Genomic DNA, 21,857 nt, shown 5'->3' on the forward strand with positions numbered 1-21,857 from the left:
AGCAATTAAGTGTTGGACTCTGCATTTAATGCTAAATGAGTAAGCTCATTTTTATTATGTATTTCAAAATATGTCCGTTCAACAAGATTAATAGAATTTAATAAACCTACTTGAAGCTTTATACATTTATTCATACATTCCCTAAAATTTTGTTCACCTTCAATCCCCCTACCTTGATTAAGCATATACAGAACTTCTATAAAATTAGTATCTAGTGTACCTTCTGTTTCATCTTTATTAATTGCATTCATATGTAGGCCTCCTTTTATGAGATATAAATATGTACTAAAGGTGGTGTACCCCTTTTTGAAGGATTTTTCTTAAGCTATAGGGTGGATGGATAGATTTCATTTTTGCTATATAAACAATCGCCAATGCTTCTGCATCTATCGTACTTATTCTACCTTTCGATTGTTCAACTATTTCGGATGCGAACTCTTTAACTAAATACTTCTCCATTAAAACACCTCATTTTTTTACATTAATTAATCTATTTATGAATAACTAACAATGACCCAACTTAATTCATTCTTTCTAAAATTTTATGTTTTGGATAGTTAGTATTTAAATATTCTTTAAGACTATTTAGACATGTAATATTGTTATCGATAATGGATTTTCTTTGGTACCCATTATATAAATAAACAATATTTTGGAACTCAACAACAGAAAAAATATTATCTTTATGATCATCCAACTGAACTAAACTATCATAATGGATATCTATAGCCTGGGATTTTTTATAAATAAATTTAGTATCACCCATTGCCTTAATAAGCTCTTCCTCATCATCATTCCATTTATCCATTAGAATTAAACTAGAAAGCGAGCTATCCATACATTCACAACTCAATGCATTTCCACCTTCGTCGTTTAAAATTACATTGGAAATACTGCCATAGAAATTATTCATTAACTCTAAAGAAATATCACTATCTTTATAAATAACAAGCTCCAATACTGCTGTTGTCTCCTTATCATTCATGTAAATCGCTCCTTATAGATTAAACCAATTATATTGTTTTTATATTAACACGAACAGACGTTCGTTTTCAAGCGATTTACTAGAGAATATTTACAAATTTATATCTATTAGTATTTTTCGCCAAATAAAAAAACTGGTATACACCAGTTCTATAATCCTATATTGATCAAACCATAGTTAGTTTTAATAAAATCAAAATCCAGTTTATGCTGTAGGATAGAATAACTAACATAGTTACTATCTTTATTTACATATCCAGTATCATATTTACTTGCAACTTTCTCTAAAATTTCTTTATTTAGTATCTTCTCTTCTTGATTCTTAAGTAATTCCCATATATACCACATCATCCCTGATACTTGAATGGTACTAGCGATTAAATTGCTATTGTCAAAGATTGATTTTGCTAAATCTAATGCTCTATTTCCAAAGGATGCCCTAAGCTGAATATCTTCTCCTTTTGCATTCGCCTTTTTAAAAATATAAGTACTATCTGAAAAATACTTTTGGCCTTGCTTTGGCTGTAAACTTGTTGAAGATATTTTATCTAACCTGTCTAGCCGCCAATATAATTCCTCGGATATTTCAATAATTCGATTATATCCCTTGCTATTCGTCAATTTAGCTAGAAAGACACCGTTGTCATCTTTTAAATCTTCCATCTTTAAATTCAAGATCTCGCTATAGCCTTCACCTTTTATTCCTTCAAATAAACATAGTAAAAATACTGCATGTCTTTGATCTTCAAATAACTGCATATATGTTAATAATTGTTCTCTTGTATAACGGACAATAGATGCTTTATAAACAAACTTACTACAGTACTCCATATCAATAATACTTGGTAGTCTCTGCGATCGGTTATTTGTATAGCCGTTCATGATTGCCCAATCTATATATCTTCCAAGAAAACCGATAGATGCACTAATAGACTGCGGGCTAGGCGACTTCAAACTATAAAACAGCTCTTCCAACTCTACTTTATTCATATCAAAGATATCTTTATTTTTTTGATTTTCAAGTATTGTTGCCTTATTAAATAGTGATAAATAAGTTGTAAGACTGTTATCTTGTATATCTAACGACTTTAGATACCATTCCTTAATATCTTTATTTAATACGTTTTCTTTAAGCACCTTTTACACCTCATTCTAAAATTAATTGTTGAAATATTTTTTGGATTTTCATTCTATTACGAGAGCTGATATTACCATATTTAAGAATTCCAACTTCTTCCCACAAAGTATTAGTAATGGAGAAATCTATTTTGTCTAAGTTCTTTTTTAAATTTTCGAATGGAATACTATACTCATACATTTTAGCAGCCAATTCAATGTGTCCTATAAACATTCTACTTTTAAACATTAATGAATGTTTATCCATTAAGTTTGCCTTATGTTGCGCAAAGAGGTACATCATATATTCATTAATAATTTTGGCTATATTAATAACTTCTAAGCGATTTTCTATCGAAAAACTATTATCGATCGCATTTGATAATTCAGAAAAAGTGACTACTTCACCATATGAATATTTTACGTTGGAGTTCGATGTAATTCTCCCCTTTAACTCTCCCTCAGCTTTTAATTCAATGACTACTTCATCGGATAATTTATCTTTAGCTAATTCTTGTAGACGTGGTTTTGGTATAGGATTTGCTTTTGCCATATCTACCTGAACTCGTTTACATTGAACTTCCGTCATATTTGAAAAAATAACAATCATAGCACCTTCTAAATTGACTTTCTTCATATAAGCATTATAAATAGAAAATGTTCGATGTGCTCCATCTAAAACATCTAATGACGATCCCTCCAATAAGGTAAGGGATTTCTCACGATCGTCATAAATAAATTCAATTCCATTTTCACCAGAGCCAACTTTAGCATTATAGCGCAAAGTAGAGGTTATTAAATCACCTTCTAACGCTTGTTTTTCAATATCCCGTAAAGACTTTGGATTTAAGTTCATAACCTCTATAATTCCATTTTTTATCTTTTTCTTTTTTGCCTGCCTTTGAATATTTGGATTATACATCGTAATACCACTCATCCAAAGCTTACCAATAATTGAATTAGGAATTACTGCGACATACTCATTGCGACCAGTTTTAACAGCATTCTCAAAAGTATATGGCAATGTAATTACTTCTTCATATGGTGATTCCTTTATGTACAACCTCAACTCTTTAATCTCTGATGCATTAAGCCATTCCTTTATCCAATCATCATCAGCATCATTAAATTTTATATGAAGCTGTTCTCCCAGTAATAAAAGTTCTTGTAAATTTGCTTCATATAGCCTACTCTCATCATTAATTAATTCAAGAATATTACCAATACTTATTTGATGTTTATGTAGTTGTGCGGAAATTTCATCTAATTTTAAATTGCTTTGAACCAACAAAGGAATTTTAGTTTTAATCTCATCTATTAATAACTCTTTAGTTTTCCCAACCTTCAATCCTCTTTCCTCCTCTTTTTTCCAATTATATAAATTTACTTTAATAGTAACATATAATAATTCCAATTATAATATTTTTAAATTAATTAATCCAATTATATTATCATTACCAAGAACCTGTTAAACCCCTTTTAATAAATTAATTAATTTAAAATATTGATTTATTTATTAATACGATTATAATATAAAAGCATAAATATGGAAAAATAAAAGGAGATGGATTTGGCATGGCTTTTCAAACTAGTAAGGATACGAAATATAATCAGTTAGTATTATCTGATATAACAGTTATAAAAGAGTTATTAACTTTTAGAGGATCGATTGATGATACAAGTTTCAATCAAGGTGCTTGTGCAACAAATTCTTTAAAAATGAACACAGATGTTATCAGTCTATTTGCAGATTTGGATGAATTAATTAAAAAATCATTGAACGAAGAACAAATTAAACTACTTTCCTATATTACTAAAGATTATTCCAATTATACTATCGCAAAAATTTTAGGAATTCCTGTCAAAACTATTGGAAGTAGATTTAACACAATCTGTCTAAAAATTAAGCAAGAGAATGATAGACAATGGCGAAAAGTAACTTATATAAATAAATTAAGATTAAAAACAAAAATATGTAGTAAATGTCGTGAGTTTCTTCCTGCTACAGATGAATTTTTTAGTTTGAATAATAGCAGTAAAGATTTATTCCATTCCCAATGTAAAAAATGTAAAAAGTAAAGGCATTAGATGTTTGGGCGAAAAAATTGGATTATCCCCTACACCAGTCACCATAATAAGTAGAAGGAGAATTAATATGAAAATACAATTACCACATACGATAATTGAATTAAATTTAGAGCTTCCGATAGAAGAACGAGTGTTATACATACAATCAATTTTAGAAAATGAGAAAATTATTTATGGTGGTGAAGAAATATCTTTAGAGATCTATTTACATATCACCTCGCAAGCTCACCATACAATCGTTTTATTGGATATGCTTGGGTATTATATGACCAAGGGATATTTTACTAGGGATGAGCTATTATTAGAAGAAGAAAGCTTAAAGTATATTAAGGAAGCGAAAAGGCGAAATAAAAGGCGGAGAGAATTAGCAAAATTACTTAAAAATCAAAGTACACCACATCAATTACAAGATAATTATGTACTCTCCCACTATAAACAGAAGGAAATAAAAAAAGGCTCTCACAGACATAATACATTTTCAAATACCTCATATTTTGAAGCTCTTGCACTTGGCATTGAGGACTTAGACGAAGAATCTACCCAATAAGTGAATTAATTTAAAATACATATTAAAAATGAAATTTTCTAATAGGTCTGTATGGCTCCCTTTTACAGACCTATCATGAAGGTTTCATCTTCATAATAGTGTAACTTAAATTTTTGAGATGCAGTTTCACTAGATTAGTATGAATCCTTATCATTAAATGAAAGAAGGTGATGCCTATTGGTTGTATAAATGGATCTAACAAATTTTTAATGAAGAAACCTTCAAAATGACACTCTTCTTTAGGAGGCTGAGGATAAAGGAGAATGAAAATTGTAAAAAACATTACTGAATTCTATCACTCATTAATCAATAATGAAAAACTTCTTCGTTTGCTGTACTACATACCTAAAGATCCATCCGATGATCCACTAGACAAATCAAAATTGGATGTCTCTCAATTACCCGAGAAAGAACAAATACTTAATAATTTAATCGTTATTGGTGATAAACCTAGTGATTTATCGCTCGAAACAAACTTTTGCAGAATTTGTTTATATACAGGACCTCGGTTGCCTCAAAAAAATTATCTAAAAAACATCAATCAATTTACGGATAATCCCTACTCAAGCACCCAGCAATATATTTTTGATATTTATACACCTGATTCTGTCAATAATATTGATTTTCGTATTGATTGGCTTGGTGAAGTGCTAAATGAGGTGCTGTTTCAAGAGGATATTGAAGAATTTGGGGATTTAAGATTCCATAGTGGACTGCCCATCACCAATTTACCAAAAGGTTTTGTTGGTTATCGCTGGAGTTACATTATGCCCTCAGGACAACAACCTACAGGATATAGATCATGAACATCACCACTAAACGGGCTTTTGGGAAACCTCTTAATTATAAAGGTTTAAATGTTTATCCTGTAAAAATGAAGGATGTAGATGAATTTTATGATGCCGTACAATGTTTACTTTTACCTAAGAATGATTTTCAACAACCAGAAATAATTAGAATGTCCTACTTGCTCTTTTTAATTTCTGTGTCACAAAACGATGGTGGGCATGAAATTATAGAGAAATTAATATCATTATATCGATTAGTTTTTAATACCAAGGATATTCATATTGCGATGAATGAAAAAGGCATGGTCTTTATGGAAATCGATGGTATTACTCTGTATGAGCGAGATTTCGATAAAATCAAGACCATTATTAGTGAACAAAATCTTATTGACTTAGATGATGATTATATTGATCCTGGTACAAAAAAAGCCATACAAGAAGCACGTGCATTTATGGCGAAAAGAAAAACAAGACAAGCAGATTTAGAGCAACAAATCATTGCCTACCATTGTAAATCTGGTTTACCCTATCATGAAATTGAACAGTTAACTTTATACCAATTCCATAAAGGATTATCACGCATGGACTATATGGTAAGTAGCGATGCTATTCTTAACGCACGCTACTCTGGGATGATTGAATTTAAAAATGACCAAGATCTCCCCCATTGGTTAGGCTTTATTGAAGAACCGAAGAAAAACGAAGATGTCATTATTACAAAATCGGCATTTGATCAACAAATGAAAAAACTAGGACTTGAACCTAGTTAAATAAAAAATTAAAACTAAAAGGATGGTAATTTATATGTCACAACAAAATCAATTTTTAACTTCAGTAGCAAATGTTCGTTTATTTGATCGTTTAACGGATGAATTAATTTTAAATGGTAAAACATTACTTAACTCATCTATGACTCAAGCTATTCAAACACAGGCAATTCATGCTGGTAAAGGCTCAAAAAAGGTGTACGAATTAAACTATCAGAAAGAATTAACGTTCTCAATTGAAGACGCTGCTTTTGATACTGCCTATATTGCTTTACAAAATGGTACTGAAATCAATCATCGATTAGCTGAATATTATACAGATGAAATTATTTTACTTGATGCTACTGGTAAAGGTACATTAGCTGAAACTCCTCTAGGTAAGGTACATGTGGAGCAGCTAAACGGTACATTCACACAATATACGCCAACTGGTAAGGAAATTAGTGTCCCTGCATTATCTGGAAAAGAAATCCAGGTTATCTACGCTGTTCAGGAAATGATGGATACAATTGAAATTTCAGCTGACTCATTCCCTAAAGCAGTTCGTATGGAATTAAACGTAGATATTCGATCTAATAATGGTAAAACTGGGGAAGTTATTATTGAAGTACCAAACTTCAAACCGAATGGTGCTGTAGAAATTTCAATGACACATGAAGGTGTTGCTTCTTCTTCACTAGCTGGTAGCTCACTTGCCGATAAAAAAGGAAATTATGCTTATATTAAATTGCGTAATTTATCTGAGGATAAAGTACAGTTTACTGCACTTGCTGCCAACCCATCTCATGTAGTTCTAGATTCTACAGTCGCTGGAGACAAACAACTAATTTCAGTGTTAGGTATTCGTGGGGCAGGCTATAGCAATGTATTGCTACAAAACAAAGATTTAACTTGGACATCTAAATCTTCGTCTGTCGCAACTGTAAATGCAGATGGAGTCGTTACTTTAGGATCTTCTTCAAAAGTCAATGATCAAACAATTATTGAAGTAACAGATGGTACTTACAGCGAAAAAATTATTGTAGATATCATATAAGTGAATTAATTTAAAAAGGGTAGAATTATTCTACCCTTTTCACTTTTTACTCAGTAAAGGAGTGTACTATGACAAAACGTGGGACGAAAATAACATTGACAGATATCCATAGGAATGCGGAAGAATTAAATAAAAAGCAAAAATTTTTCATTGATAAAGATCAAGGAAAATTTATTTATTACTACCCTAAATTTAGTAAGCGTAAAATAACTATTTTAATCAAAGATTTATCCGATACGTTGACCTATGTAGAGCAGCATAAGCTAGATTTTTTCAACAATGATGATGAATTAAATAATTATATTCTTTTTTTAATTATTAAACATTTCACTGACTTACAGACTGAATTAAAAGATAAGTCTGTTGAACTTCATTTTGCTACTATGAATGAACTAGTTGACATCGGCTGGTATGAAATGTTCCTACTGAACATGTTCCCAATGCAAGAAATTTCTAATGTTTTAGATGAAATTAAAAAGCGTCTAAATTTAAGTTTTAAATATTTAGCACTAGAAGAAGAGCTCAGTCGAAAAGAACAAACCGTTGATTTCAATTCTTAATGATAAAGATAATTAGAATTTTGAACTACTCCCCTACCTAATTGGGTGGGTATTTGAATATTTTAGAGCAATTATTGTCATCTAAAAAAATATGCAAATTAAAATCAGCTACCATCTTAAATAACATAGTAGCTGATTTTTCATTTGATTTAATGAGGAGGGAATATTGATTGAGTACTGATGGTGAACAAAAAAAACCAACAGAGTTTCTAGTGGCTCTAAAAATTAACGACAGGATCTCGAAACAAAATATTTCTACATACTTAAAAAAATTAAAGAACATCCCCAATCTATCGATCAATTTAGACGTGACAGGATCAAATACTCAAATATTTAATGAGTATGGAAAGCAAATTAAAGCTTTAGAACAGCAATTAGAAGCATTTCATTTAAAGCTGCAAAATGTGGGAACTGAATCATCCGCTCCCCTTTCTATTTTCGAAAATTTCAAGCAGGGAATTACTGATTCTTTAAAATCTATAGATACCCTTAATGAAATGTTTGATGATGTACATATAAATGTGAAAGAAATTTCTAAACAGCTGGCAAAAATTCCGACTGGCGATCTTCAATCTCTGCAAAATTTAGCGTCACAATTGAAAGTAGAAATGGAAACAATCTCTACAAGTCAATTTAAACTTTATGGAATCCAAGAAGCCCAGCAAAATTTACAGGCTTTAGAATCTAATTTATATAATATCTACGAACTCCAAAAAGCCTATACGAATACTACTGATTTTGAACAATTAGCATCACAAATCACCGATTTAAATACCCAACTGACCAACATCCAGCTTGGTGAAGGCTTAAACATAGCGGGCATTTCTGATATTTCAAACCAAATTGACAAGATGAGTCAGAGTATAGTTGATTTTGGAAACAATGCTAATACAGCCGCTCAAAGTTCAAACAAAATGGGTACCACCTTAATTGATGGAACTAAAAGGGCAATTGAATTAACAGAATTATACAACAATACTGTAAGTAAAATTAAACCACCCCCAGCTATTGTAGAAAACCAGAATACAACCTCTGAAGGAGGAAGTACTGGTGCATCGGCTTTAAGCGGTATTACAGCTCTTTCAAAAGGATTGTTGGCAACAACTGGTGTTGGTGCTTTATTATTATCAGCGGAAGCAGGATTAAATTTTTTATTTGAAAAGCAAGCTAAAACCAAAGCCGAGGCAGAAAAATTTGCAAATGATGTAGCGATGGCCAATAAACAGTTACTCGCATCCTATGAACAAAATGCAGACACAATCGATAAATTACTTCCAAAATATGAAAGATTACATGAAATAGTCAACAACGGAAATGCTGATACGAACACACTTTCTGAATACTACGATATACAAAACAAATTAACTACCCTTTTACCATCTTTAATTTCAGATGAAGATGAATATAACAGGAAAATAGTGGGCTCTGTTGAATCAGTCAAAATTAAAACCGAACTATTGAAAGAGCAACTAGCAATAGAAAAAGAAAAGTCATCTCTGAAAGAAAATGAAAATAACTCTAAAATAATTGATAAATATGAAGGAAATATTACCGATTATAATTCACAAATACAAGAACAATTAAAAAAATTTAGTACTATTTATAATAGTTCTTTCAGCCAATTTTCATTACCTCTTTTGGATGAAAAAGGCGATTTAATTTATAATTCCTTTGAAAAGCTAACAGAATTAAAAGAAATTTTAAATCAGAGGCGTAATGAGGCTTTGGCTTTAGGAAATAACGAATTAGCAAATGAATACGAAAGGTTAGAACATGAAGTAAATTACACTAGTAATCTAATAAACAATACTAATCTTAATTTAGCAGATAGTACTTCCAAATTAAAAAATGCCTATATAACAGAGTTAGAAAGTATTATAAATAAAAATGAAGATTTAAAAGGCAGTACTAAAGAGTTCGCACAGACAATTAGCTCTGAACTAATATTTGATTCTAATGCGGATGGAATAAAGAACCTACAATTAGCCCTATCAACACTACTGAGTGGGAATAATACCTCTAATTTAATAGAAGAAATGAATTCCCAATTCAACAAACTATATTATGCAACTCCAGAAAAGTTTAAAGAAAAAGAGAAAGAAGTGTCTAAATATGTAGACAACCTAAAAGACATATTTAAAACTGCTAATCCAGATATGGACGAATCACAACTTGAGTCTATTCAAACTGGTGCCAAAAATAAATTAAATAATATAATAAATGAATTCAAGAAATACAACAATGTAATGAATGTTACTGGGCTTTCTCTAGTAAATTTCACTTCAAAAACTTCTTCTTCAGGTAATGAGCTGGATAATCTGGCATCTAAGATGAGAAATTATAAGGATTCATCTGAAGAGGCCCTCGGGATTTCATCTTCATATATTAGTGTATTAGATGATTCTTTATTTACTTATCAAGAAATCTCAAAACAATTAGAAGATTATTCACAACAAACCTTAGTTGATTTATTAAATAAAGAAAAATTAACAGCCGCAGAACAAAGAATAGTAGACCTTTATAAAACTAGGAATGAAATATTAAGAGACTTATCATCTGTCTATCCTAATATAGTAAATGATGAATCTATATTAATGGGTATTTCAGCAGAAAAAATCAATTTGATGATTGCTGAAAATAAAGCAAATGATGCTTTATTAAAAGCCCATAAGTTAAATCGTGAAAATAAATTATCTGAAGAACAAAAGGCTACTCTGGAACTTGCAATTGAAACGAATAAACGAATTAGCATCAGAAACATCGAAGTTCAACAACTAGAATCAAAATTAGCGGAACATGCAAAAAAAATAGATGAAAAGCCTACTTCTTCTTCTGATCTAGCAAAGCTACAAAATGAAATGGCTTACCATAGAGCCGCTGCAACATACGAACCTAAAATAAAATTGAAAAACGCTGAATTAATTGATTTAACCAATTTAAAAATAAATTATGGTGAACAATTAAGTAAAGTTGGTAACTCTGTTACTAAATTAACTAACGCTGAAAAAAATGCCAACAAGTCAACAACGCAATCAATATACATAACCGATAAATACAAACAAAAACTTGAAGAGTTAAATCTCGGAATTGAAAAACAACAAAGGTTGCTGTCTAAGCTACCTGAGCATTCTAGTGAGTATCGAAAAGCTTTAGAAACTCAAATTCAATTTGAAAAAGAAAAACTTCGAGTGATGCAACAGCAAGAGGCTTCTTTAAAAAATCAGATTGCCTCAGGGAAAATTCAGCAAACAGGTAATATAACAAGCAAGTCCCTCACTTCTTCTACAACTACTAATCTAAACGGTTGGTCTGGCAAAATCACTAGTGCATATGGAGGCCGTAAAGACCCGATTTCAGGAGAACCTGATTTCCATCTCGGCATGGATATTTCTGGGTCTAAAGGGACTCGCTTAGATGCGAATGTTGCAGGCAAAATAATAGCTAGTGGTGATGCTGTTAAAAATGGCTATGACGACTCTTATGGAAATATTGTTGTCGTACAAGATGCAAATAATTTCAAACATCTTTATGCCCATCTAGATAAAGCTATTGCTAAAATTGGTGATTATGTTGATGTGGGCACACAAATAGGTAATATTGGTGCTTCTGGTACTAGAGTGACAGGCCCTCACCTACATTACGAAGTAAAGAATGGTAGCGGACAACGCTTAGACCCAACAAGTTACTATACTGCTGCAAAAAATGGAGCCACAACTTCTACATCCTTTGCAGTTGACACGACACAACAAGCTATTGATCAAACAAAATCTGAATTAGTAAGTTTACAGCAACAGATTTTAAATCAAAAAGATTTAGTAGAAGACCTTGAGCGCGACATAATTGATAGCTATCTTTCCTCTTTTGAAAACAAAAAGACAACGATTGATAACTTATTGGAAACTAGTGATAACAGATTAAGAAAACTCACTGTCACATCAGAATCCTATCGTAAAGAACTAGACAGACAAACAGCTGCTTTAAATGATAAAAAGAAAATCAACCAAAATGAAATTGCTTATCTGGAAGGCGTTATTAAGAGTGGTACTGCTTCAAAAAAGGTCATTGATGAGTATACGCAACGTCTTCATGAACTGAACAATGTCAATAGTGAGATAGATTTTGCCATTTGGGATGTAGGCTCAAAAAAAGTTGAATCCTACATGTCAAAGTATGAAGAACAACGTCAAATTCAGGATAATGTTATCGCCTATGAAAAAGCAAAACTTGGAGAATTAGATACTTCCTCTGCTAGGTATGTAAAATCACTTGTAAATATTAATAATGCGATGAAGGAAAAGCAGAATGCCAATCTTTATGAACTAACTCAATTAAAAAGCCTAGTGAATGGAAATAAAGCGTATGGCGATGGTTTACAATCTGCGAAAAAACGCATTGAAGAGTTAACGATCGGTATGAAAGAGTTACAGGTTGATATTCAAGATAGTGACTATGATATTTTAATCAATATCAAAACACAATCGGATGAGAAAATAAATAATATAGAATCCGAAATAAATCGAGCTGAATTGATTCGTAAAATGTTTGATGAAGGTTCGGCAGATTATGAGAAATATACAAACATCATTATTAATGCCCAAGAAAGAATTGCTCAACAGCATTTAGAAACTAGAGATAATTTGCTAGAGGAATTAAAACAGCGTGATATCACTGCTGAACGTATCAAAGAAATCACAAAATTAATAAATGAAGAGTATAATGGCTATTTAAATGCCACGTTAGCTATTAAAGACTATACAAAGCAAAAGGACGATGCAAAAAAAGCCCAACTTGATAAAATTGCAGATAAAGTTATTAGTGCGTATAAAGATTATCATCAAGAACTTCGAGATGAGCAAATCAAGCAACTTGATGAAGAAATTGAACGCGAAAATAAAAAACATGAAACAATCATGAAAAATCTGCAAGAAGAAATGGACTTATTTAGAAAAAGCGTTGAAGATAAGCTAAGGCTCATTGACCGAGAAGAATCTCAAAGAAGCTATGATATGGAGATTTTAGATTTAGAAAGTGAACGGAATGACGTACAGAGCAAGCTAAATATTTTAGCTTTAGATAATTCTTATGAAGCGAAAGCAAAGAGGAAAAGTCTACAAGAACAGTTAGATGAAATTGATAAAACAATTGCGGAAAAACGCCATAACCGAGAAATTGATTTACGTAAAGAGTCTTTAAATGATGCATTAGAATCCAAAGAGGAAGAGATAAATGAAAAAATAGAGCTACAAGAGTCAGAGCATGAAAATTTAGTCAATAAAATTAATCTTGAAAAAGAATATTGGGAGTCGTACTATAGCAATTTACTAAATGATGAAAGCAAATTCGCTAAAATGAGAGAAGATATCATCGCTGGTCATTTAACTAATGTGGAGGCAAACTTCACTCAATACCGTGATAAATTAAAAGCCTCACTACCCGAAATTAGCGGTGTATTAGACAATACTATGAAAGATGTAGGTATGTCTATTCGCAACAATGTTATCTTCGAATTAGAAGAGGCTCTAGATTTAATAAAAAAATTTAATGACAGTCAAGAATCCAAAGATAATGGTTCATTTGAATCGAATCTTTCCAATCCACAAACATCTAAAGGCAACTTATCTAACGCGGACTTACAAGTTCTATTAGGTAAATTCTTATATGACAGAGTTTTACCGAATGTTTCAGGCCAGGATCAGAGTGCCGTTAGTGAAATGGCAAAAAATTTAGCAGCAAAGGGTCGCGATAAGGCAGATTCTCGATTTACTGAAAATGGTGCTAATTTTAATGAAGCCACAAGGGTTCTTACACAAGCAGAAATGGATTCATTATCTGAGTATTTTAATAGTAATAAAAACTTGCTTGGCGGGAAATATAATAGCTTTTTTGAGCAGTTTTTCAATGAGAATTCAGGAAATACACAAGAAAATAGAAGTAAACTATCTGTTGCGGATATGAAAGTAATGTTAGGCAAATTTATTTACGAGAAACTTGTACCTGAACCATCTTTAAATGCAAATACTAAAATGGCTCTAAAAAACAAAGCTGATAATCTCGCTTCAGAAGGCAGAAATGAAGATTCCCAAATCTCCGAAAACGTAACATTTGATTCTGTAAAAAATAATTACTCTTCTGAACAAATACAACAATTAAAAACTTTCTTTAATTCCAAATTAGATATGATTGTAAATCTTACAACCCGTGAATTAATGAAGAAAAAAATTGCCTCACTTGACAGTGGAGGTTTCATGAACTGGACTGGAATTGGGATTGATGGTAAAGGAGGCAAAGCTATTATTGCTCACCCTCAAGAAATTATGTTGAATAAAGCTGATACACAAAGTTTGTTTAATTCAATCAATATAATGGATAGTATCATGAAGAATCTATCCCCTTTCTCACTAAAGTTTACCCCATTCCAAAAATCATCCTCTGTTAGTACTGGCGATACGTATGGTGACATTAAGATAAACTTCCACATCGATAAAATGAACGGTGACAAAAACGACTTAAATCGATTTAGTAAAATGATTGATGATGATTTATTGCGTAGGAAAGGAATGAGAAAGTAATGTTGGAATCTATTCATTTTATGTATGACAACATTTCATCAAAAGATATGGGGATTCAAATTGCTTCAACAAGAGGAGGTTTATTTGAAGAAAACTTTCTTCCTAGAAGGAGAATTATTGAGAAAAAAATTGCTAATAATGAAAAACCGTATTTTCAAAAGGTTGAACATGAACCCCTCTCCTTTAACTTGTCCTTTTATCTTGAAGATTGGCTTGATGACCACGATCTAAGAAAAATTGCTCGTTGGTTATTTCAGCCATATTACAAACCCTTAATTTTTGACAATAATCCAAATAGAGTATTATACGCCCTGGTAGAAGGAAATTCTGCATTATTACATAATGGTTTAAAGCAAGGTTATGTAGAACTAACTATTAGATGTGATTCTCCCTATACTTACTCTCATGAACTTATTTTTAATAATATGGCATTTAGAAATACTAATACTGGTTATCAAATTATCGACGACATGAAAAGCTTTGAACAAGGGAGTTTTTTTAATTCGAAGGTTACCTCTAATGGTTTAACGATTGATAAAGTTGATAATTCTTGGGGAGCACAATATGCCAATATAAAAAAATGGAGTGAATTTTAAATGGAAACAACAAATGGACTTAAATTAAACATTACTACTGAATCCTCTTTTGAAGATGATGATATAAAAAATACCATTGTTGAATATGGCAATAATTTTAGTAAATTAGAAAATTACTTAAAAGATTCTACTCAATCTATTGAAGATCTAGGTGATAATAAATATTATCCAATTGGTCATATTATGTGGAATAAGGTCCCTGCCTCAGGTTCATATATCGGCTGGGTAGTCACAAGAGAAGGTATTCAAGCAAAAAAATGGTTACCAAATAAAAATTACAGTATTGGCAATTTAGTAAAGCCGCCTGTAGATAATGGTGGCCTTTATGAATGCGTGGTCGATGGGAAAAGTTCCACTACCCCTCCAACTTTTATTACTTCCTCACAACAAGAATTCCCCGAGGTATCAGGAAAAATTTGGCGCAAAGAATTCAATTATGAGGTAGGTGACTTGGTATTCCCTACTAATGGAAGTAAGACATATTATTATCTTTGTGAGACAGCAGGCTACTCCTCCCCAACTGAGCCTGAATGGTCTTCTGTTCAAAACGATACAGCATTTATTGATAATTCAGTTGTCTGGAGAAAAGCAAAAAATATCATTTGGAAAAAGGTTGGCACAAATTGTGAGTTTAGACCTTTTGGAAAAATAGAATAGGAGTATTTAGAATGAAATGGGGTTCCTTAATAAATTCAACAGGCTCTTATGTATCTAAATATTATGAAATTACGAATGCTTCTTCAAAATATTTAACAACCATCCTCGCTAATATGATAAATATACATCATCAACAAATAGAGTTTCTCTATTCCCTCTCTTACGACTACAAGAATTGGACTAATTGGAAATCAATAAATTTCAGTGATAACAATTTGTTAGATGGCTTTAATTTAGATGGTTTGATTTTTAGATATAAGATTGTTCTTCATGCAAAAAAGGATAACGAAAAACCTTATATACAATCTTTCTCTATCACCTTCGATCCTTGCGAATCCTTAGAAAATCTGGGCGATTTTATTGTTAAGCCAAAACTATGGATTAAGAAAAAGAATGGAAAAGGCAGTATAGAACTAACCAATATCATGACAAATCAAACATTAGTTGTAGACAATCTTATCGATAATGAAGAAATATTTATTGATTGTCAAAAAGAAGATATTGTTTCTGACAGGCAGCATTTAGGTGTTTATCGGTATGATGATCATAATGATGAATTCCTAGCATTAGTAATCGGGTCTAATCTCCTAAAAGGAAAAGGGGATTTCGATATGGATGTTAGACATCAGTATGTCTTTTTACAGGAGTGAGGTGAAAATCATTGAAATTAGGTGAAATAGATTACCGTTTAAAACCAGATGATGCAAGAATATTTTTATGTAGCCCTGATAAAAAAACAATTGCCAGAATTAGTGAGGCATATGATATCAATTATAGTACTAAGGTTTCGGTCCTAAATGAAATTTCATTTAAAATACCTACTGTTCTAATGGAAGATGGGATTCCTTTTGAAAATAAAAATATTGATAAAATAAGAAACAGGTATCTTTTCAAATTGAAATATGGACAAACCACTGAATACTTTTTAATGAACGAATCCAGTAAATCATATAGTGATGATGAGTATATTAGTTATACTGCTTTGTCACTCGGTGTCCAATTAAGTGATAAAAATATAAGACAATTTGAAGTAGTCAGTAAAACATTGTCTCAAATTATTACTGATATTTTATCTTCCGTAAATACAAAATGGAAATTAGGCTATGTTGACAGTTCCTTCGAGGAGGTTTATCGAAGCTATGAGGTTGCATCAAATAATATTTTAGAAATTATTTATGATTTAGCAAAAGTTTGGAATGCTTTAATTGTGTGGGATTCAATAAAATATGAAATCAATTTCTATAAACCCGAAAATATTGGTAAAGATAAAGGCTTCCACCTCCGTGATGGAAAATATTTAGAGTCATTCAATTTAGCGACAAACACAATTGATACAATCACTCGCTTAAAAGTGTATGGACAAGATGGCTTATCTATACATCGATTAAATCCTACCGGTCAATCCTATCTCGAAGATTACAGATACTACCTCTACCCTTTCAAACGTGAAAACGGGATTGTTGTCAGTCATTCTAAATATTTAACAGATGGTTTATGCATTGCATTAGAAGACTATCAGGCGTTGGTTGAATCCTTATCAGAGAAGTTTACTAATTTAACTACAATGGTCACTACACAAAATTCCATTATCCAAACAGAGGAACAAAAACTAAGTACCCTGAATTCCCAAAGAGTCCTTATTGAAGATGAATTAGATTTATCAAATGCAAATTTTCATTCCTCAACTCCAAAACATCAAGACATTATTCAACGTTTAGAGGCCAAACGATTAGAGATCTCCAATCAAGAAGCCTTTATTAGAGATTTAAACTATCAGCTTTCTGATTACGTAAATGATTTACTTGCGTTACAGGAAAAATTAACTAGAGAACATAACTTTACAGTTGAGCAGTTAGCCGAGCTATCCGATTTTGAAATAGAAAAAGAATATACTAATGATTCAATTGTTGATGATGAGGACTTAATGGAAGACGGTAAGGAAATATTCAGACAATATTTAGAGCCAAAAATCAGATTAGATATGAACTTAATTGATTTTCTATCCATCGTTGAATGCCAAAATGATTGGGACAAGTTAGGTTTAGGAGACATTATTAGGGTTAGATATGATAGATTACAAGTAGATATAAAAGCCAAAATTACGGAAATTACTCATGACTTTGAAAATGAAAGTATTTCTCTTGTTATCGAAAATGAATTTGATGAAGACAATAATTGGTTAGAACAGCTTAATAAAGCAGGCAATACATCTACAATTGTTCAGATGGATAAATGGAAGTGGAATTTGTCCGAGCAGAACAACGGGGCCATTAACGATATCATCAATAATAAATGGGATGCATTAAAAAATGCTGTCATGGCTGGTTATAACCAGCAGATAGAAATAAGCGAACGGGGCATTATTGTAAAAGATTTAGAAGATCCATTAAGCTGGCTTGTTATACAAAATGGATTTCTTGCTATCACCAATGATAATGGCGAGTCATGGAAACACGCAATTTCAAAGGATGGAATTTTTGGTGAGCGTATTTTTGGGAAGATTATATCTGGTGTTAATTTGATGATTGAAGATGAATCTGGTATATGGATAACACAGGGCTCAAGAACTACCATTTATAATCGGCATGGTGAAGAAACCATGTATTTAGGGTTAGTTTCTAATAATACAAAAGATGAACAAGGAAACTTAATTCCACAGGACCATGAATGCTTCGGACTTATATCGTGGAATGATGTAACAAGGGTTGCATTAACTACTTGTGAAGGATTTTCTGTGAGCCAGAAAGATAATGAAGAATGGAAAAAGGTGTTATGGGCTAATACAGATGGTACTCTCTACTCTAGAAACATGATTGCTGAGAATATTAAGATTGTCAATAATCTTGATGAAGTGATCTTAGATGCTGAAAATAACTATTTTAATATTGGTTTATTTGACAAAATTGTAGCAGATGGCAAATTAACGACGCTTGAAAAATTAGAGCTCATTAAAGAATTATATAAAATCCATTCAGACTACAAGCTGCTTCTTCAACAGGCACAAAAATACATCCGGAGTGAGAGAGATAATGTTTCAGATATTGATGGTGCTTTTAATACTGCAACTCAAACCTTCCCTACCGTTTACTCTACTACAGACAGGTATTCGACGAGTGCCATAAAAAATGCATATTTAGAGTTAACAACTTACATGTCCAATTATATCAAAATCATAAATACTGGTTACCTTGAATCATCCTTCTTAAATATTGATATGACTGATCCACTGACAGAATCCACGAGTCCCATTGAGAATCGTGGTATTTTTGTGCAGAAATTTAAAAATTACTATGATGAAGCGACTAGATTAAGACAAGAAATTGAGGATTCCTTATTCTATTCAGGTCTCACAATGGGTAGATATCACAACAATCTCATGATGAATGATTTTGGCTTTATCGCTGTTCGGAATGATGGGAAGTATCGAGCTTATCTAAATGCCACTAATGGACTTGCGCTGCAGAAATGGGAAAATGGTAAATGGGTTAGTAAACTATTTGCCACTTTAGGTGACTCTAAATGGGAAGACGGGACACTATACGCTGAAGGATTGGTAACAAAAAATCTTCGAATTGTAGATGGTGATTTAGGCGATGCCATTACCCTAGATTGGGATGAAGGTATTACTATTAATGGGAAAAATGGTGAAAAAATTAGATTAAATGCTAATGAAGCTATCTCCATTTATGTCGATGGTCAGAAGAAATTTTACGTAGGGACAGATGGAAGACTTTATGCAAAAGACATAACTACGCACAACCTTAAAATAGTTGATGGTTTCTTAGGTGAAAAGATCATCTTTGACCAAAATGATGGTATCACTATTAATGGGAATAGCGGTGAGGAAATTCGCCTCAATGCTAATGAGGGTATTGCAATTGATGTCAATCATGAGCCTAGATTTTGGGTAAATAAAGATGGACACTTGTATGCACGAAAGCTTTTCATTATGAATGGTGAGCTAGATGAGTCGATTCTTGAAGAATTAGCTGACGATGATAGCTTTATCTCTGATTTGACGGTTACTAGACTCAGAACTTATGACCCTATGGACCCTGATAATTATGTCCATATTAAACAAAAATTTTTAAGATTTATTACCAAAAATGGTTCATCGGAAAATGTTAAATATGAAATGTATTTTGAGGGTTCAGGATCACAAGCCTATCCTATTGCTATTTGGGGTAGTGGTTCAGGTAATAATACTAACAATAATAAAGCTAAGCAATATAAAACCTCTCAAGGTTTCTTTACTGAGTATATAGATGAAACTGGTGAAAAACACTCTATTAATTTAAACACTGAAAGCACAAAATCTATAGAGATTAATTCACCTAGGACGGTATCAATTAAAGGTGGGAGCGGTAGTATCACAATGAATAACTCACTTTTAGAATTAAAATTTGGAAGTAATACGATGACTATGTCTGCAACAGGCATTAAATTAAATGGTACTCGTATTGATCTAAACTAAGGAGTGTTAGCATGCCTGAAGTATCAGTAAGAGGTAATAAAATAAGTAGCTCTATTGCTAGTAAGCACGTTAAAGTAAGGAAACCTAATAAGCCCCAGTGTGTTCCAGAATATAAAGATGGTCAATATTATGGAGGCTATTGGGTGGGAGATGTTTGTTTTGGTATCGAAATCCCACCTAGCTCGCCCTATGATGAGCTAGATATCGACGCAACTGTGGAAGGGACCATTGATGATGGAGCACCTACTGTTTTTGTGAATGGTAAGGAAGTTTCATTTTCAGGTGCCAAAACACAAGAACAAGATTCATATACTGTTCCAAGTGGCTGGTCTTATGTCAGCGGTGGACATTCTAGTGCCAATGGTTCTGTAAGCTCAGGTAGTTCCAAGGTATTTGTGAGTGGTAAACAGCTTGCTAGAAAAGGTGATTCTGTAAGAACACATGCAAGCTCCAGTGCTTCTATACAAGAAGGATCTAATAATGTGTTTGCCAATTAAAATTCACTTGGAAAGGAGGTGAGAAAATTGTCACTGCCTACTAATTATTTAGAATTTAATAATCCTATTCATATCGTTTGGCGCAAAGGAACACCCAGCGACCCATATATCGATCGACTGGATATCGCTCGTGTTGTCAATCAACGTGTTTTTTTATTAGAAATACCTGATGAAATGTATAAGGTTAGAATTTCAGGTATGTTTGAAATTAATTATGAAAAATTCATCAAGCACAAATTAGAAAAAAATGAATTTTATGTAGACTATTCTAATGGATTTGTTTATTTCCATGCAGTGAAGGAAGCAGAAACAATGTCAATGGTGTACAAAGGAAGAGGTTTAATCCTTTACCCCTCGACACGAATTGTCCATTATGATGGTACCAATTCTACCGAAACACTGCACGAAATTATTGAAAAAAGTAAAATACAAGTTCAAGATCTAATTGATCGAACAGATAACTATGAAGAATACTTAAAAAAACTGGTCATTGCTATTAATGAATCCAATCATGCCACTGACCAGGCTTTAATTGCCACTCACAATGCTAATGAAGCAACTGAACTAGTAAGAGATGCATACGAAACAACAGTTTTAATTTATCAACCATTTGTTCATACATATGATGACATTGCTAAAAAATTCCCCCACCCTGAAGTTGGATGGACAATACAGGTTTTTGATACAGGCATACGTTATCGTTGGAATGGAAAGGCATGGATTCCTATCGATGCCTTAGGTGGAAATGTTCCATTAGCCAACGAAGTAATAAATGGATTAATGAGTAAAGAACAATTCGTAAAGCTTCAAAACATAACTGAATTTGTAAATGAGAAAACAATTGTATTCATTATTCCAAAAGATATTTTGCAAGGCGTTCAAGACCCACATATCATATTTGATTGGGACGGTGAAATTGTTGATATTCAAGCATCGATTTCTATTTTAGGTTCAATGCCTACCCCTATTCAATTACAAAAATCATCGAACTTCATTGATTGGCTGGATATTACAGTCAACCCAGTAATCATTGATGAAGATCGTTATTTAAATAATCAAGCATATACATTAAGGGACAGTTCGGTGAAGAAGGGAGATGTGTTTAGACTATACATCCCTTCTTTTTCTGTTGATGCACAAAATTTATCTGTCAATGTAAAAGTAGCATTGAAATAATT

Annotated in this window: 18 protein-coding genes; 13 read left to right on the forward strand and 5 right to left on the reverse strand. The window is 32.1% G+C overall.

Annotated elements, in window-relative coordinates; translation table 11 throughout:
• Positions 1-5: 5 nt before the first annotated feature.
• From PI85_RS03300 to PI85_RS03315, 5 genes are all read right to left on the reverse strand, one after another.
• Positions 6-251 (reverse strand): hypothetical protein, encoded by a 246-nt coding sequence (locus PI85_RS03300; protein WP_036124537.1) that lies wholly within the window; start codon positions 249-251, stop codon positions 6-8.
• A 34-nt stretch (positions 252-285) separates the two neighbouring features.
• Positions 286-459: a hypothetical protein gene (locus tag PI85_RS24360; protein WP_155269843.1), complete on the reverse strand. Its 174-nt coding sequence runs from the start codon at positions 457-459 to the stop codon at positions 286-288.
• Positions 460-520: 61 nt separating this feature from the next.
• Positions 521-985 carry a hypothetical protein gene (locus PI85_RS03305; RefSeq protein WP_036124535.1) on the reverse strand — a complete coding sequence of 155 codons (465 nt, stop codon included), beginning with the start codon at positions 983-985 and terminating at the stop codon, positions 521-523.
• 149 nt (positions 986-1,134) lie between these two features.
• A complete protein-coding gene (locus tag PI85_RS03310; protein WP_036124533.1) occupies positions 1,135-2,121 on the reverse strand; it encodes a site-specific integrase in 987 nt (328 codons plus the stop codon).
• A gap of 10 nt (positions 2,122-2,131) precedes the next feature.
• A complete protein-coding gene (locus PI85_RS03315) occupies positions 2,132-3,448 on the reverse strand; it encodes a hypothetical protein (RefSeq protein WP_036124531.1) in 1,317 nt (438 codons plus the stop codon).
• A gap of 227 nt (positions 3,449-3,675) precedes the next feature.
• On the opposite strand from PI85_RS03315, the gene PI85_RS03320 reads away from it, so the two are divergent.
• The 13 genes from PI85_RS03320 to PI85_RS03380 all read left to right on the forward strand — a co-directional run bounded on the left by PI85_RS03320 (position 3,676) and on the right by PI85_RS03380 (position 21,855).
• Entirely contained in the window at positions 3,676-4,179 is a 504-nt protein-coding gene (locus tag PI85_RS03320) for a sigma-70 family RNA polymerase sigma factor (protein ID WP_036124529.1), read from the forward strand.
• A gap of 76 nt (positions 4,180-4,255) precedes the next feature.
• On the forward strand, positions 4,256-4,735 hold the full coding sequence (locus PI85_RS03325) for a hypothetical protein (protein ID WP_036124527.1): 480 nt from the start codon (positions 4,256-4,258) through the stop codon (positions 4,733-4,735).
• A gap of 263 nt (positions 4,736-4,998) precedes the next feature.
• On the forward strand, positions 4,999-5,541 hold the full coding sequence (locus PI85_RS03330) for a hypothetical protein (RefSeq protein ID WP_036124525.1): 543 nt from the start codon (positions 4,999-5,001) through the stop codon (positions 5,539-5,541).
• Complete coding sequence (locus PI85_RS03335) at positions 5,538-6,293, forward strand: hypothetical protein (RefSeq protein ID WP_036124523.1); 756 nt, start codon at positions 5,538-5,540, stop codon at positions 6,291-6,293. The genes PI85_RS03330 and PI85_RS03335 overlap by 4 nt, the downstream gene beginning before the upstream one ends.
• Before the next feature lie 34 nt (positions 6,294-6,327).
• Complete coding sequence (locus tag PI85_RS03340) at positions 6,328-7,326, forward strand: hypothetical protein (protein WP_036124521.1); 999 nt, start codon at positions 6,328-6,330, stop codon at positions 7,324-7,326.
• Positions 7,327-7,394: 68 nt separating this feature from the next.
• Positions 7,395-7,886 (forward strand): hypothetical protein, encoded by a 492-nt coding sequence (locus tag PI85_RS03345; RefSeq protein ID WP_036124519.1) that lies wholly within the window; start codon positions 7,395-7,397, stop codon positions 7,884-7,886.
• A 170-nt stretch (positions 7,887-8,056) separates the two neighbouring features.
• Positions 8,057-14,455 (forward strand): peptidoglycan DD-metalloendopeptidase family protein, encoded by a 6,399-nt coding sequence (locus PI85_RS03350; protein WP_036124517.1) that lies wholly within the window; start codon positions 8,057-8,059, stop codon positions 14,453-14,455.
• Positions 14,455-15,051, forward strand: a complete 597-nt coding sequence (locus tag PI85_RS03355) for a distal tail protein Dit (protein WP_036124515.1) — start codon at positions 14,455-14,457, stop codon at positions 15,049-15,051. Before PI85_RS03350 ends, PI85_RS03355 begins: the two co-directional genes overlap by 1 nt.
• Positions 15,052-15,708, forward strand: a complete 657-nt coding sequence (locus tag PI85_RS03360; RefSeq protein WP_036124513.1) for a hypothetical protein — start codon at positions 15,052-15,054, stop codon at positions 15,706-15,708.
• An 11-nt stretch (positions 15,709-15,719) separates the two neighbouring features.
• Positions 15,720-16,358 carry a hypothetical protein gene (locus tag PI85_RS03365; protein ID WP_036124511.1) on the forward strand — a complete coding sequence of 213 codons (639 nt, stop codon included), beginning with the start codon at positions 15,720-15,722 and terminating at the stop codon, positions 16,356-16,358.
• 11 nt (positions 16,359-16,369) lie between these two features.
• Positions 16,370-20,182 carry a phage tail spike protein gene (locus tag PI85_RS03370; RefSeq protein ID WP_036124510.1) on the forward strand — a complete coding sequence of 1,271 codons (3,813 nt, stop codon included), beginning with the start codon at positions 16,370-16,372 and terminating at the stop codon, positions 20,180-20,182.
• 11 nt (positions 20,183-20,193) lie between these two features.
• Positions 20,194-20,679, forward strand: coding sequence for a PAAR domain-containing protein (locus tag PI85_RS24795; RefSeq protein ID WP_036124508.1), 486 nt, complete (start codon positions 20,194-20,196; stop codon positions 20,677-20,679).
• 27 nt (positions 20,680-20,706) lie between these two features.
• Positions 20,707-21,855: a hypothetical protein gene (locus PI85_RS03380; protein ID WP_036124507.1), complete on the forward strand. Its 1,149-nt coding sequence runs from the start codon at positions 20,707-20,709 to the stop codon at positions 21,853-21,855.
• Positions 21,856-21,857 lie beyond the last annotated feature (2 nt).

It is taken from the genome of Lysinibacillus sp. A1, assembly GCF_000801965.1.
In the GTDB taxonomy this organism is placed as follows: domain Bacteria; phylum Bacillota; class Bacilli; order Bacillales_A; family Planococcaceae; genus Lysinibacillus; species Lysinibacillus fusiformis.